This is a genomic window from Mesorhizobium delmotii, assembly GCF_900149755.1.
Classification (GTDB): Bacteria; Pseudomonadota; Alphaproteobacteria; order Rhizobiales; family Rhizobiaceae; genus Mesorhizobium; species Mesorhizobium delmotii.
On sequence record NZ_FUIG01000024.1, the window covers coordinates 386365 to 399781 of the forward strand.

Consider the following 13417-nt stretch of genomic DNA (forward strand, 5'->3'; position numbering starts at 1 on the left):
GTCCAGTGGATAGATGCGCCCCCTCCCCGCCCGGAGACGGGGAGAAAACCAGCCTCTCAGCAGGGACCGTCGTCGACGATGCGATAGTCGGCGGCGCGAGCCTCGCAGGCGTTGGGGAAGGTGCGCAGCTCGCCACCGCGACGGGCGCAGACCGGACGGTATTCGCGGGTGCAGAATGTCTGCTCTCCATCACCGCCGCCGTCGCGGCACTGGCCGTCGCCGATGATCCGGTACCCGGCCCGCTCGGCAAGGCAGGCATTGGCGAAGGTCTGGCGGTCGCCCCCACGCCGGGCGCAGACCGGATCATACTGCTTGGTGCAGAATTGCGGCCCGGGCCTTGGCGGGCGGTACACCGGTCCTTCCTCCACCACAACCGCGGTACAGGCTGCAAGAACTGCCGACAGCAACAGGATGGCAAAACCCTGCCGCGAGAAGATTTCCGCAAGAAATTTCATAACTATACCTCCCTCGAGCCACCGCTCGGGCGCAAACGCGCGCGCTCCACTCCAGGCCGATCCTCGCCATTCCACCGCCAAATGCAACCCCTGTTTGCAAGCTGCCCCAGCCCGCTGGACCATGCGTGGCCAGGCTCTGGCCGATGACCGGGCGAGCACCCCGTCCTATCGATGCCATGCGTCGGAATGCGCCCATCGGGCGGCCCGCGGACGCTACCTTGCAACGATCACCTTTCCGTGCGATAAATTTCGTGTTCGGGCATTTGCGACCCGGAGAGCGGAACGTTTTGGACGACCTTTCCCCGATACTGTGAATCTCTGACGGCCCCGTTTTTCGGCGGGGGGTTTTGACCATGCGCCAATGCATGACTGCCGAAGCAACCACCGGGACTTGCCCACGGCGTCAGGCGGCGGGCAAACCACAAAGACTGACACGGGTGAAGGAGTTTCCCCAATGGCCCAGACCGGCACCGTTAAATTCTTCAACGCTACCAAAGGCTTCGGCTTCATCACGCCAGATGACGGCGCCAAGGACGTGTTCGTCCACATCTCCGCGATCGAGGCTTCGGGCCTGCGCACGCTCGTCGATGGCCAGAAGGTCACCTTCGACGTCGAGCCCGACCGCATGGGCAAGGGACCGAAGGCGGTCAATCTGCGCGCGGACTGAATCGTCGGCGCGAGCACGTCCGCGCGGACGTGCCAGGAATGTGCCCGAGGCCCCTTCAGAGGCCTTGAACCGGCTTTCAGCGCCGGACCCGAGTTTTCGAAGGCGCGGCGATTTTCGTCGCGCCTTTTTCGTGGCGTGGCGGCAAGCCAGGGCTCGCAAAACTTTCTCTTGCCGATGACGCTAAAATAAACGACAAATTTCCACTCGGGCATTTGCCGGCCCGAGACTGGACTTGATGGGATCAAAGGAGCTTCCCATGCCGCAGACCGGCACCGTCAAATTCTTCAATCATGCCAAAGGCTTCGGCTTCATCACGCCGGATGATGGGGCGAAGGATGTCTTCGTCCATATTTCGGCCGTGCAGGCGTCGGGTCTTCCCGGTCTTGAGGATGGGCAGAAGGTAACATTCGACACCGAGCCGGACAAGCGCGGCAAGGGTCCGAAAGCCGTCAACCTGTCGATCGGCTGAGCCGAGTTCGAGACAGCGTCGGACGGTCCCGTGGCGCAGGTCCACTCCTTGTTGAGCGTACGATATCTGTGCCTTGCGCCATGCCGTCGATGAATATCGGCTGGCCCCAGCCCGTCAATTTCGTTCAGCCCCCGTTCAGCCACGGTCGCCTATCAGCTTCGGTAAAGCCGGACCGCATCCCCGAGATTAACCGGGCCGGCATGAAGGAGACCGACATGAACCGAATTTTCAAGACCGCCGTCCTGTCCGCCGCGATTGCTGCGACCATGCTCGCGACCTTGCCAGCGGCCAGCGCTGGTGACTGGCGCCACCGGCACCATCATCGTGGCAATGGCGATGCGATCGCGGCAGGCGTCCTTGGCCTCGCGGCCGGCGCCCTGATCGTTGGTGCGCTCAACAACCCGCAGCCCAGCTATTACGACCCCGGCTACGACGATTATGGTCGTTATCCACGCCCCGCCCCGGTGCGCCGCTACTACGCGGAACCGCGGGTCGTCTACAATGACGGCTACGCAGAGCCATGGACCCGTGGCTGGTATGAATATTGTTCGGATCGCTATCGCTCTTTCAACGCCCGCACCGGCACGTTCATCGGCTATGACGGCGAACAGCATTTCTGCACCGCGAACTGAGGCGTCCTGCCCTCAAACAAAGCGCTGTCCGCAAGGCCAGCGCGTTTTTGTTGTCAGCATGCATAAGGGAAGAGATTGAAGCGCGTCGCATGAGGCACCCCACACGCGACGCGCTTTAAATCAGGAATGGATTGCTCCGGCGCTCCTCGCCGAAGCGGCCGCCGGGACCATGGCCGCAGATGAAGCCGATGTCGTCGCCGAGCGGCAAGAGCTTGTCCTTGATCGAGGCGATCAGCGCGGCATGGTCGCCGCCCGGCAGGTCGGTGCGCCCGACCGAGCCGCGGAACAACACGTCGCCGACATGGGCGAATTTCGCAGCACGATTGTAGTAGACGACATGGCCGGGCGCGTGGCCCGGACAATGAAGGACCTCGAACGCGTGCTGACCGAACGAGACGGTATCGCCTTCGCTGAGAAAGCGGTCGGGCACGCAGTTGCGCACCGGATCGGCGATGCCGTAGTGTTTCGCCTGGTTCTCGAGTTTGGCAAGCAACGGACGATCGGCCTCATGCGGGCCGATGATCTCGATGCCGAGCGCCTCCTTCAGCTCCATGGCGCCGCCGGCGTGGTCGATATGACCATGCGTGATCCAGATTGCACCGGCGTTGATCGCATTGTCCTTGAGCACTGCCAGCACCTTGTCGATGTCGCCGCCCGGATCGACGACAACGCCTTGTCTGTCGTCCATATCGAAGAGGATGGTGCAGTTTTGCTGGAACGCCGTGACCGGCACGATACCGGCATTGAGCTGACCCATGATCGTCCTTTCGCTGTGTCGGCCCCTGATGTAGAGACACATGTAAACGGCGTCCACCGCTGCCACGACACAAAAATGGGCGGCCGAAGCCGCCCATGCGAAAAGTCCAAAACCGCCAGGCTTACTTCTTCATCGCATTCATGACCGCGCCGATGATGGCCGTCAGAATGGCGCCACCACCGGCACCGCCGACGATGTTCTGCACATTCAGCGCGCTGCCCAATCCGCTCGTTGCCGCTGCGGCTGCAGCCGGATCGATCGTACCACCGCCGAGCAGGCTGCCGAGGATGGCCGCACCGCCGACGCCGCCAAGCGCGCCGCCCAGGATTTTGGTAAGCTGCCCCATTGCCGCTGTCTTGAGCGCCGCGCCCACCGCCTGGCCACCGATGATACCCGTAATCACCTGAACAATGATCGGAAGAAGCGTGTTCATGTCCATATTACCAGTCCCTCCATAGCTGCCAGCCTCCCGGGCCGACAGCATCATGAGACGCCGAATTGGACGAAAGTCAAATGCAGAAGTGCTTAAATAAAAAGGGCGGCCTGAAAACCGCCCCTACTTATTAAAAAAGCTGTGACTTTTGTTATTCTGCGGCGATCGCGTGCTTGGGTTGAACGGCTGCAGAATAGTCGTTCATCAGAGTCTTGGCGATTTCACCCACCTCGAATCGGTATGGACCGATCTCTGAAACGGGCGTCACCTCGGCCGCCGTTCCGGTGAGGAAGCACTGCTGGAAGCCTTCAAGCTCTTCCGGCATAATTGTGCGCTCGATCACCTCGAAGCCGCGATCCTTGGCAAGGCCGATCACCGTACGGCGGGTGATGCCGTCGAGGAAGCAATCGGGGGTGGGTGTGTGGATCTTGCCGTCCTTGACGAAGAAGATATTGGCGCCGGTCGCTTCAGCAACCTGGCCGCGCCAGTCGAGCATCATGGCGTCGGCATAGCCTTTGGCTTCGGCGGCATGCTTGGACATGGTGCAGATCATGTAGAGGCCGGCAGCCTTCGATTTCGATGGCGCGGTGCGCGGATCAGGGCGGCGCCATTCGGCCAGATCGAGACGGATGCCCTTCAGCTTCTGTGCCGGATCGAAATAGCTCGGCCACTGCCAGATGGCGATGGCGCAGTTGATCCGGCTGTTTTGCGCCGAAACGCCCATTTGTTCGCTGCCGCGCCAGGCGATCGGCCTGACATAGGCATCCTGGAAACCCTGCTTCTTCAACAGCGTGCGGCAGGCGTCGTCGATCTCGGCAACCGAATAGGGAATCTTGAAGCCGAGGAGGCGTGCCGATTCGTGCAGGCGCTCGCTGTGGTCGGTCAGCTTGAAAATCTCGCCGCCATAGGCGCGTTCGCCCTCGAACACCGCGCTGGCGTAGTGCAGGCCATGGGTCAGCACGTGGATCTTGGCGTCGGCCCATTTGACGAACTCGCCGTTCATCCAGATAAAGCCGTCCATTTGGTCAAAGGGAACGGATGCCATGGTAACCTCCCGCGGGCGGCCGCCCGCACATTTATTGTGTCGTTGCGTGTTTCATGTCAGCCGCACCAGGCGGCCGGGTATCTCGAAGCGTAGGCGGATATATAAGGTCTGGCAAACACAGGAAGTTCCGGAAAAACGGCTTTCCCTTGCCTTTTCGTTCGCAATCCGCCGAAAAGCTTGTCAAAAATTACCATTGCCGGGAAATTACGTCAATAGTACTGACGTAATTTCCCTTTCGCACGGAGAAAAGATGACGGATCGCAGCCACCCAGCCGGAAAACCGATCAGGACGGCGATCACCGACGAGGACGGCATCGACTTTGCCATCATCGAATTGTTCTTCTTCGCCTATCGCGATTTTACCTCCGATCCGGACCAGATCCTGTCCGACTACGGCTTCGGCCGCGCCCATCACCGGGTTCTGCATTTCGTCAATCGCAGGCCGGGCCTGACGGTCGCCGAACTCCTCGACGTGCTGAAGATCACCAAGCAGAGCCTGGCGCGCGTGCTCAAGCAACTGATCCACACCGACCACATCGTCCAGTTGCAGGGTCCGCGCGACCGCCGCCAGCGCGAGCTCTATCCGACAGCCAAGGGCCGCGCACTGGCACTGGCGCTGGCACGGCCACAGTCACGCCGCATCCATGCTGCATTGGAAGATTCCGGAGCCGCCGAACGCGCCTTGATCGAGCGCTTCCTGGAAGCGATGGTCAATCCGGAACTAAGGGCGCAGATCGACATTGTGCCCGCAAAAACGTCAGGGAAAAGCCATGGAGACCATTGAAAGGGTTGATCGACCGGCAGCACCGGACGACGACGCGCCGCATCTGCTGGTGATTGATGACGATACCCGTATCCGCAATCTTCTCAAACAATATCTGACCGAAAACGGCTTTCGCGTCACCGTTGCCGGAAATTCCGGCGAAGCGCGGCGCAAGCTCGCCGGCCTCGATTTCGACCTGCTCGTGCTCGATATCATGATGCCGGGCGAAACCGGCGTCGATCTCGCCAAGGCGCTGCGGGCAAGCAAGAACGTGCCGATCCTGATGCTTACCGCGCTCTCCGAGACCGACAGCCGGATTACCGGGCTCGAGGCCGGCGCCGACGACTATCTGCCGAAGCCTTTCGATCCCCGCGAATTGATTCTGCGCATCAACAACATCCTGCGCCGCGGCGGTCCGGCGACGACGCCCAAGGTCGAGCAACTGGTCTTCGGCCCCTACACGTTCCAGATCGCCAGGCGGGAGCTCAAGCGCGGCGGCGAGGCTCTGAAGCTGACCGACCGCGAGCAGGAGATCCTGGCGATCTTCGCGGCGCGGGCCGGCGAAACGATACCGCGCCATGAACTTGTCGGCGACGAGTCCGAAGTCGGCGAGCGCACCATCGACGTCCAGATCAACAGGCTGCGCCGCAAGATCGAGCGCGATCCGTCCAATCCGGTTTGGCTGCAGACCGTGCGCGGTATTGGGTATCGGCTCAGCGTGGAATAGACTGCCGCCCGCAGCCCCTTGTTGAGTGGCTGAAGATGAGCAAAAAGGGCGAATGGCGACCACACAACTGGAACGGCCGGGAGATCGCGGCTTGAGCGCTCGCGCCACGCGGGCGCTCAAGGCGGTGCCGCTTGCCTGGAAACGGTTCTGGCGCCTCGTTTCGCTTTACATGCCGAAGCGGCTCTATGCCCGCTCGCTGATCATCGTCATCGCGCCGATGATCCTGCTGCAATCGGTCCTCGCCTTTGTCTTCATGGAACGCCACTGGCAGACCGTGACGCAGCGCCTGTCGCAGGCCACAGTCCGTGACATTGCTGCGATCGTCGACCTGGTAGAAACCTATCCGAACGACGCCGACTACGCCAACATCATCCGCATCGCACAGGATCGCATGCAGCTCAAGATCGACTTGCTTCCGCCCGATCCGCTGCCGGCGCCCGGTCCAAAGCCGTTCTTCTCGATCCTCGACGAAATTCTCTCGTCCGAGATCACCCATCAGATCAACCGTCCGTTCTGGATCGATACGGTCGGCAATTCCAATATCATCGAGGTCCGCGTCCAGCTCGAAGGCAAGGTGCTGCGCGCCTTCGTGCGCCGCAGCCAGGCCTATGCCTCGAACACGCACATTTTCCTGATCTGGATGGTCGGCACCTCGCTGGTGCTGCTGATGATCGCCATCCCGTTCCTGCGCAACCAGATCCGGCCGATCCTGACGCTGGCCGAGGCCGCCGAAAGTTTCGGAAAGGGCCGGCCGATGCCGCTCGATTTTCGTCCGCGCGGTGCCGAGGAGGTTCGCCGCGCCGGCTTTGCTTTCATCCAGATGCGCGAACGCATCGAACGCCAGCTCGAACAGCGCACCGCCATGCTGAGCGGCGTCAGTCACGATTTGAGGACCATTCTCACCCGCTTCAAGCTGCAGCTTGCGCTGACCGGGACCAAGGCCGACACCGAGGCGCTTGGCCAGGACATCGATGACATGCAGTCTATGCTGGAAGGCTATCTTGCCTTTGCCCGCGGCGAGGCAACGGAAGACGCCGGCCGTTTCAATCTTCAAGCCTATTTCGACAAGCTCGGCGAGGAGGCCACGCTGCGCAAGCGCAAACTGTCGACCGCCCTCGCCGGTGATCCAAATGTGCATGTGCGGCCCCACGCTTTTGCCCGGCTGTTGTCCAATGTCGTCGGCAACGCCTTCCGTTATGCCAAGACGGTTGAGATCATCGCCAACCACGGTCGCGGCTCGCTGCTCGTCACCATCGACGACGACGGTCCGGGCATTCCGCCCGAAAAGCGTGAGGACGTGTTCAAGCCTTTCGTGCGGCTTGACGAGGCCCGCAATCTCGACGCCAGCGGCACCGGCCTTGGCCTTGCCATCGCACGCGACATTGCCCGCAGCCATGGCGGCGACATCATGCTGGACAAGAGCCCGCTCGGCGGCTTGCGCGCAGTCATCAAGGTTCCCGCCTGATTAGAGCGACCTGCGTCCAATTGGACGCACAAAGTACGCTCTAACACTTTGAACCCACGCATCGTGCTTTCCGAAAATCGAATTCGATTTTCGGGCCGATGCGCTGCTTTCTGGTGGTTGCAGACAGCCACCGGCTAACGCCTTCATCGGCGCGTCATGAAACCGTGCTGAAGAGCGCGCATGAAGCGCGTGATCCTGATTGATTCGGCCTTGCGGCCTCGCATCAAGGAAACCGACGACCTTTCAAGCAAAGGGCTGCTATGCGCATCCTGATGGTCACCGACGCCTGGCGCCCGCAAGTCAACGGCGTCGTCCACACGCTGGAACGGCTTTCGGAAACCCTGAAATCCCTCGACGTCGAGACGGACTTCCTGACCCCGAACATCTTTCGCACCTTGCCCCTGCCGACCTATCCGGACATCCGGCTGGCGCTGACGACGCCAGGCCACATCGCGCGCCTGATCGAAGCGCGCAATGCCGATCATATCCATATCGTCACCGAAGGTCCGCTCGGCATCATGGCGCGGCGCTATTGCCGCAGAACAGGCCGGCCGTTCACGACAAGCTACCACACGCGTTTTCCGGAATATTTGAGCGCGCGGCTGCCGATACCGGAAGCCTGGGCCTATCGCTGGCTTCGCGATTTCCACAATTCCGGACAGGGCACGCTGGTCGCCACCCAGTCGCTGGCGGACGATTTGTCGGCGCGCGGCTTCACCAAGCTGAGACCATGGACGCGCGGCGTCGACACCGACCATTTCCGGCCGGACAAGAAGAAGGATCTGGGACTCCAGCGACCGATCTTCCTCTGTGCCGGCCGCGTCGCGATCGAAAAGAACCTGGCCGCCTTCCTCGATCTGGATTTGCCCGGCAGCAAGGTGATCGTCGGCGAGGGGCCGGAGTTGGTCAGGCTCAAGGCCAGATACCCCGGTGCCCATTTCCTTGGCCACCGCCCGAACGACGAACTGGCCGAAATCTACGCCTCGGCCGATGTCTTCGTCTTCCCCAGCCGCACCGACACGTTCGGCAATGTCATCATCGAGGCGCTGGCCAGCGGCACGCCGGTCGCAGCCTATCCGGTGACCGGGCCAATCGACATTGTCGGCGACGGCGTTGGCGGAGCGGTGTCGAACGATTTGCGTGAGGCCGCGCTCGCCGCGCTGCACGTCGATCGCGCCGAGGCGCGCCAACGGGCGATGCGCTATAGCTGGAAAGCCTGCGCGGAAATGTTCCTGGAAACGGTTGGAGAGGCGCTGGGCACCCAGCGAAAACTGACACCAACTTTCGTCATCCACGGGCGAAGCGGCGGCGAAGCCGACGCGCAGACCCGAGGATCCATTCCGTGACCTGCGAGCGGCCCCTTCGGTGAAGAACCTGTTGGGCTGAGGCGGCGGCGAGCCGCACTTGCTCCACAGGAGCGGCCAAGGAAAGAACAACGCGATTCTGGACCGTCCTATTCTTCGACTACTGCTACGGCATGGATCCTCGGGTCAGCGCGTCCGCTTCGCTCCCGCCCCGCCCCGTGGATGACGAAGCTAGAACATTCGGCCGCCGTCAGGGACCTTGCGTTCGATTGCGCCGAGGACGACAGCACCCTCCTCGTCGGGAAAGCCAAGCGTCAGCACTTCCGACATGAAGGGTCCGATCTGCCGCGGCGGAAAATTGACCACCGCGAATACCTGCCGGCCGATCAGCGTTTCCGGCGCATAATATTTGGTGATCTGCGCCGATGATTTCTTCACCCCGATCTCAGGGCCGAAATCGATCTTCAGCTTGATCGACGGCTTGCGCGCCTCGGGAAACGGTTCGGCCTCGACGATGGTGCCGGCGCGGATATCGACACGGTCGAAATCGGCGAAGCTGATCTCGGGCTTGCGCTGGCTGCTCGAACTCATTGAGGACCTGGCTCAGGCGTTTCCGTAGGTCTCGAACAGGACGCCGGCCAGCGCATCCTTGGCCGAGGTTCCCGACCAGACGACGAACTGGAACGCCTGGAAATAGCATTCACAGGCTTCCAGCGCCGACGACAACAGCACCTCGACCTGCTGGCTCGACGGCTCGACCCCGCCGGCTAGCAGCAGCGACTGGCGGAACATGATCGCGCCCTCCTGCTCCCAGAGGTCGAAATGGCCGAACAGCATCTGCTCGTTGATCAACGAAAGCAGCCGCATCACTTCGAGCGCGCGCGCCTCCGGCACCTTGATGTCGAAAGCGCAGGCCAGATGCAGCGCCTCGAAATCCTCCATCCAGGAAAATGAGACGTGGTAGTCGGTCCAGCTTCCGGCAACCGAAATCGAAATCTCGTCGTCGCCGGCCCGTTCGAAGGACCAGTCGTTGTTGTGCGCCACCTGCTCGATAACATCCACCGGATGGATTTCGCGCGAGAATTCGAGTTCGAGAAGTTCCATGGAATCTTCCTGTCGTTCTGGGAGCGGAGCGCCACCACACGCTCCGCGGGAGAGGCACACACAACGAACAATCTTGTCTAGAACTCGGACGGCCGGGACTTCGTCAACGCAAAGACCCCAGACCGGACCCCACCGCCCGGCGCATGACCCTGCTCCGAATCATGCAACAAATTCAGTCTATTGATCGGGAGTCGCGTGACCAGCCCAATTTTTCGCACTGCGTCATTCGCATGTGGAAAGCCGCTGTCACAAAGATTCACGCAATGCCGGTAAGCGATTCACGACAAAGCGCTTTTTGCGATTGTGCTTTGTGGAAAAGTTTAACGATTATTTTTTTGATCTGGGCTTTGCCGCAGCCGCAGGTGCGGTCTGCCCTGTCAATTCGGCGAGCTTCGCCTCGAGCGCTTCGATTCGCCCAGCGAGACGGGTGTTTTCCTCCCTGGCCTTCGCCGCCATATCGCGGGCGGCCTCGAATTCTTCGCGCTGCACCAGGTCCATTGAGTTGAGAACTCGCTCGGCCTGCCCCTTGAAGGCGGTTTCCACCTCGCGGCGCACGCCTTGCGCGGCGCCCGCAGCGTCGGTCATCAGCTTGGCGAATTCATCGAGAATGCGGTTCGGTCCGGTCGACATGGCAAATCCTCGCTTGCTCGATTTGACGTAGTGGCGCGCGACGCGGAATGCAAGAACGTTTGAGACCGATGGGCATCGCTGCCGGTGCACTTTGGTCAACTGAACACTGGCTGAGCGGATCAATAACTATTATTATTACCCGAAAGGCATTCTTCGAGGAGCACTCCATGGCCATCAGCGCAGATTTGGGCAACCGTCTGGAGGGCGTTGTAAACCAGCTTGTCAGCACGGGCCGCTACAATTCGAAGAGCGAAGTGCTGCGCGAAGGCGTTCGCCTCGTCGAAGAGCGGGAGAAGCGCCTGGCTGCACTCGACGCCGCGCTCGCCAAAGGCATCGGCGATGCCGACGCAGGGCGACTGAAGCCCGCGGAAGACGTGCTTGACCGCCTGGAGGGCAAATACAAGGCGATGGCCGAGAAGGCCAGGTGAAGTGGCTGATCTTTACCCATCAGGCTGAGGCAGATATTGAAGCCATTGGCGATCATATCGCGCTCGACAGCCCGCTTCGCGCTGTGACATTTATCGGGAATTGCGTGTCGATTGCCTGGAACTGCCGACCATGCCGGAGCGATATCCGCTCCTGCAGCGTCATCGATCTTCCGGCGTCCGCCGCCGCGTTCATGGCAACTATCTGATCTTCTACCGCATCACCACCGAAGCAGTTGAGATACTGCACGTCTTGCACGGCGCGATGGATTTTGATGCCATCCTTTTCCTTGGGAAGTGATAGCATCCACGTCGCCTTGACCCCGCCAAAACCCTGCCGCATGGTCCGCGCCCGAACGTGATCGCAACCGGGAGATCCTGTTGAGCGAGTATCTTATGCTGCCGCTGGCCGCCCTGCCCTTCCCTAACATCGACCCGGTCATCGTCCAGATCGGACCGCTGGCGGTGCACTGGTATGGCGTCGGCTACATCGTCGGCATTCTCTTTGCCTGGTGGTATGCCAAGCGGCTCGTCACCAATGCGAGGCTCTGGCCCGACGGCACCGTGCCAATGAAGCCCGAGGATCTCGACGACTTCATCGTCTGGGCGGCCATCGGCGTGGTGCTTGGCGGGCGCACCGGCTACGTGCTGTTCTACGACCTGCCGCGCTACATCGCCCATCCGCTCGATATCCTTGCCGTTTGGCAGGGCGGCATGTCGTTCCATGGCGGGCTGCTCGGCGTCATTCTCGCCATGACGCTGTTTTCCTGGTCGCGCGGCATTCGCACATGGTCGCTGTTCGATGTGGTGGCGGCAGGTGTGCCGGTCGGCCTTGGCCTCGTCCGTATGGCGAATTTCATCAACTCCGAACTCTGGGGCAGGCCGACCGACGTGCCATGGGCGGTCGAATTCCCCAATGGCGGGCCATTTGCGCGCCATCCGAGCCAGATCTACGAGGCGCTGCTCGAAGGCCTGGTGCTGTTCCTGATCCTGCGCTTCCTCACCCATTCCAGGCTCAAGCTGAAGACGCCGCGCTTCGTCGGCGGCGCCTTCATCGCCGGCTACGGTCTCTCGCGCATCTTCGTCGAATTCTTCCGCGAGCCCGACCAGCAGCTCGGCTACCTCCTCGGCACCGGCTGGCTGACGATGGGCATGGTGCTGTCGCTGCCGATGCTGCTGGCCGGCATCTGGGCGATGGCGACGGCTACCGAATCGGTCCAAAAACCGGCATCGATTTTGGGAAAGCACGATGCGTAAAATCAAAACGCTAGGGCGTACTTTCCAGATGGACGCACGTCGCCGTACACCGGTGACACAGCCACAGCCGGTATGACCCGGCTGAAAACCCGCATCGTCGAACTGATCGGTGCGGCGGGGCCGATCCCCGTCAACCAATATATGGCACTTTGCCTGTTCGATCCGCGGGACGGCTACTATACGACGCGCGAGCCGTTCGGGGCTGCCGGCGACTTCGTCACCGCGCCGGAGATCAGCCAGATGTTCGGAGAGCTGGTCGCTGTCTGGCTCTATGAAGCCTGGCTGGCGACCGGCCGGCCGATGCCGGTTACCATCGCCGAGATTGGCCCCGGCCGCGGCACGCTGATGAAGGACATGCTGCGCACGCTTTCGCGGCTCGATCCGGCGCTGACCGCCCGCGCATCGTTCGCCATGATCGAGACCAGCCCGCGGCTGGCAGATGTCCAAAGGCAAACGCTTGCCGCCACGCCGGCCACAATCGGCTGGCACGAAAGCATCGACACCTTGCCGCAGACTCCGCTTTTCATCGTCGGCAACGAATTGTTCGACGCGGTGCCCATCCGCCAGTTCGTCCACGCCGGAACAGGCTGGCGCGAACGGATGATCGGCCTCGACGGCGCAGACGAATTGCACTTCTTCGCCGGCGCCGGCTCGGTCGATCCAACGTTGTTGCCGAACGATGCCGAAAACGCGCCACAGGGCGCGATCGTCGAGGTCGCGCCGGCCCGAGCCGCTCTGATGGCGACCATCGCCGAGCGATTGGCCGGACTCGGTGGCGCCGGCCTGTTCCTCGACTATGGCTATCTCCGACCAGGGATCGGCGACACGTTGCAGGCCTTGCGCAAGCACGATCACGAAGATGTGCTGGCCAATCCGGGCGAAGCCGATCTCACCGCCCATGTCGATTTCGCCGCCCTTGCCGCAATTGTGCGGGCACACGGCCTCGATGCCCATCTCTCCACGCAAGGCGAATTCCTGGTGGAAATGGGCCTTCTCGAACGCGCCGGCCAGCTCGGCGCCAATGCCGATGAGGCGGCTCGTGAAAGGATTGCAGGCGAGGTCGAACGCCTCGCCGGCCCGCAAGCCATGGGCGACCTGTTCAAGGTGCTTGCCGTCCTGCCTGCCGGCATCGCCGTTCCACCCTTTGCAACAGCGGATTGACTTTTCGCTGCCGCCTCTCCCACTCTCCCAATTTCAGACCGTCGCCGATCTTTGGACTGTAGCCCATCTTGGACTGTCGCCGATTTTTGGACTGTCGCTTGACGAAATCGCCCACACGGACAA

The 13417-nt window shown here is 61.7% G+C and carries 18 protein-coding genes; 11 read left to right on the forward strand and 7 right to left on the reverse strand.

Annotated features, from left to right (window positions below; all coding sequences use genetic code 11):
- Positions 1–56: 56 nt before the first annotated feature.
- Positions 57–455 (reverse strand): Kazal-type serine protease inhibitor family protein, encoded by a 399-nt coding sequence (locus BQ8482_RS15835; protein ID WP_123148460.1) that lies wholly within the window; start codon positions 453–455, stop codon positions 57–59.
- Between the two features lie 454 nt (positions 456–909).
- Between BQ8482_RS15835 and BQ8482_RS15840 the strand changes: the two genes are divergently transcribed.
- The 3 genes from BQ8482_RS15840 (at position 910) to BQ8482_RS15850 (ending at position 2223) form a co-directional block, all read left to right on the forward strand.
- A complete protein-coding gene (locus tag BQ8482_RS15840; RefSeq protein WP_023799871.1) occupies positions 910–1122 on the forward strand; it encodes a cold-shock protein in 213 nt (70 codons plus the stop codon).
- Positions 1123–1378: 256 nt separating this feature from the next.
- The gene (locus tag BQ8482_RS15845; protein ID WP_006202521.1) at positions 1379–1591 is read left to right on the forward strand and encodes a cold-shock protein; all 213 of its coding nucleotides are present in this window, start codon (positions 1379–1381) and stop codon (positions 1589–1591) included.
- A gap of 215 nt (positions 1592–1806) precedes the next feature.
- Positions 1807–2223, forward strand: a complete 417-nt coding sequence (locus BQ8482_RS15850) for a BA14K family protein (RefSeq protein ID WP_123148558.1) — start codon at positions 1807–1809, stop codon at positions 2221–2223.
- A 115-nt stretch (positions 2224–2338) separates the two neighbouring features.
- On the opposite strand, the gene BQ8482_RS15855 is transcribed toward BQ8482_RS15850, so the two are convergent.
- From BQ8482_RS15855 to BQ8482_RS15865, 3 genes are all read right to left on the reverse strand, one after another.
- Positions 2339–2980, reverse strand: coding sequence for an MBL fold metallo-hydrolase (locus BQ8482_RS15855; RefSeq protein WP_123148559.1), 642 nt, complete (start codon positions 2978–2980; stop codon positions 2339–2341).
- Positions 2981–3101: 121 nt separating this feature from the next.
- Positions 3102–3419: a hypothetical protein gene (locus BQ8482_RS15860; protein WP_095491592.1), complete on the reverse strand. Its 318-nt coding sequence runs from the start codon at positions 3417–3419 to the stop codon at positions 3102–3104.
- A gap of 145 nt (positions 3420–3564) precedes the next feature.
- On the reverse strand, positions 3565–4458 hold the full coding sequence (locus tag BQ8482_RS15865) for a branched-chain amino acid aminotransferase (protein WP_029349987.1): 894 nt from the start codon (positions 4456–4458) through the stop codon (positions 3565–3567).
- Between the two features lie 250 nt (positions 4459–4708).
- On the opposite strand from BQ8482_RS15865, the gene BQ8482_RS15870 reads away from it, so the two are divergent.
- From BQ8482_RS15870 to BQ8482_RS15885, 4 genes are all read left to right on the forward strand, one after another.
- Positions 4709–5242, forward strand: coding sequence for a MarR family winged helix-turn-helix transcriptional regulator (locus BQ8482_RS15870; RefSeq protein WP_165848580.1), 534 nt, complete (start codon positions 4709–4711; stop codon positions 5240–5242).
- Positions 5229–5948 (forward strand): response regulator, encoded by a 720-nt coding sequence (locus tag BQ8482_RS15875; RefSeq protein ID WP_095491594.1) that lies wholly within the window; start codon positions 5229–5231, stop codon positions 5946–5948. The genes BQ8482_RS15870 and BQ8482_RS15875 overlap by 14 nt, the downstream gene beginning before the upstream one ends.
- A 52-nt stretch (positions 5949–6000) precedes the next feature.
- Positions 6001–7413 (forward strand): ATP-binding protein, encoded by a 1413-nt coding sequence (locus BQ8482_RS15880; RefSeq protein WP_123148462.1) that lies wholly within the window; start codon positions 6001–6003, stop codon positions 7411–7413.
- 260 nt (positions 7414–7673) lie between these two features.
- A complete protein-coding gene (locus BQ8482_RS15885; protein ID WP_244602825.1) occupies positions 7674–8759 on the forward strand; it encodes a glycosyltransferase family 4 protein in 1086 nt (361 codons plus the stop codon).
- Positions 8760–8948: 189 nt separating this feature from the next.
- On the opposite strand, the gene BQ8482_RS15890 is transcribed toward BQ8482_RS15885, so the two are convergent.
- From BQ8482_RS15890 to BQ8482_RS15900, 3 genes are all read right to left on the reverse strand, one after another.
- Positions 8949–9308, reverse strand: a complete 360-nt coding sequence (locus BQ8482_RS15890) for a tRNA-binding protein (RefSeq protein ID WP_123148463.1) — start codon at positions 9306–9308, stop codon at positions 8949–8951.
- A gap of 12 nt (positions 9309–9320) precedes the next feature.
- A complete protein-coding gene (locus BQ8482_RS15895) occupies positions 9321–9821 on the reverse strand; it encodes a type III secretion system chaperone family protein (RefSeq protein ID WP_006202532.1) in 501 nt (166 codons plus the stop codon).
- A 327-nt stretch (positions 9822–10148) separates the two neighbouring features.
- The gene (locus BQ8482_RS15900) at positions 10149–10451 is read right to left on the reverse strand and encodes an accessory factor UbiK family protein (RefSeq protein WP_123148464.1); all 303 of its coding nucleotides are present in this window, start codon (positions 10449–10451) and stop codon (positions 10149–10151) included.
- A gap of 167 nt (positions 10452–10618) precedes the next feature.
- Here BQ8482_RS15900 and BQ8482_RS15905 point away from each other — a divergent pair, with 167 nt between their 5' ends.
- The 4 genes from BQ8482_RS15905 to BQ8482_RS15920 all read left to right on the forward strand — a co-directional run bounded on the left by BQ8482_RS15905 (position 10619) and on the right by BQ8482_RS15920 (position 13294).
- Entirely contained in the window at positions 10619–10879 is a 261-nt protein-coding gene (locus BQ8482_RS15905) for a type II toxin-antitoxin system ParD family antitoxin (protein ID WP_123148465.1), read from the forward strand.
- A 100-nt stretch (positions 10880–10979) separates the two neighbouring features.
- Positions 10980–11177, forward strand: coding sequence for a type II toxin-antitoxin system RelE/ParE family toxin (locus BQ8482_RS15910; protein WP_342210957.1), 198 nt, complete (start codon positions 10980–10982; stop codon positions 11175–11177).
- Between the two features lie 80 nt (positions 11178–11257).
- Positions 11258–12133, forward strand: coding sequence for a prolipoprotein diacylglyceryl transferase (lgt, locus tag BQ8482_RS15915; protein ID WP_123148466.1), 876 nt, complete (start codon positions 11258–11260; stop codon positions 12131–12133).
- A gap of 72 nt (positions 12134–12205) precedes the next feature.
- Positions 12206–13294, forward strand: coding sequence for a class I SAM-dependent methyltransferase (locus BQ8482_RS15920; RefSeq protein WP_123148467.1), 1089 nt, complete (start codon positions 12206–12208; stop codon positions 13292–13294).
- Positions 13295–13417 lie beyond the last annotated feature (123 nt).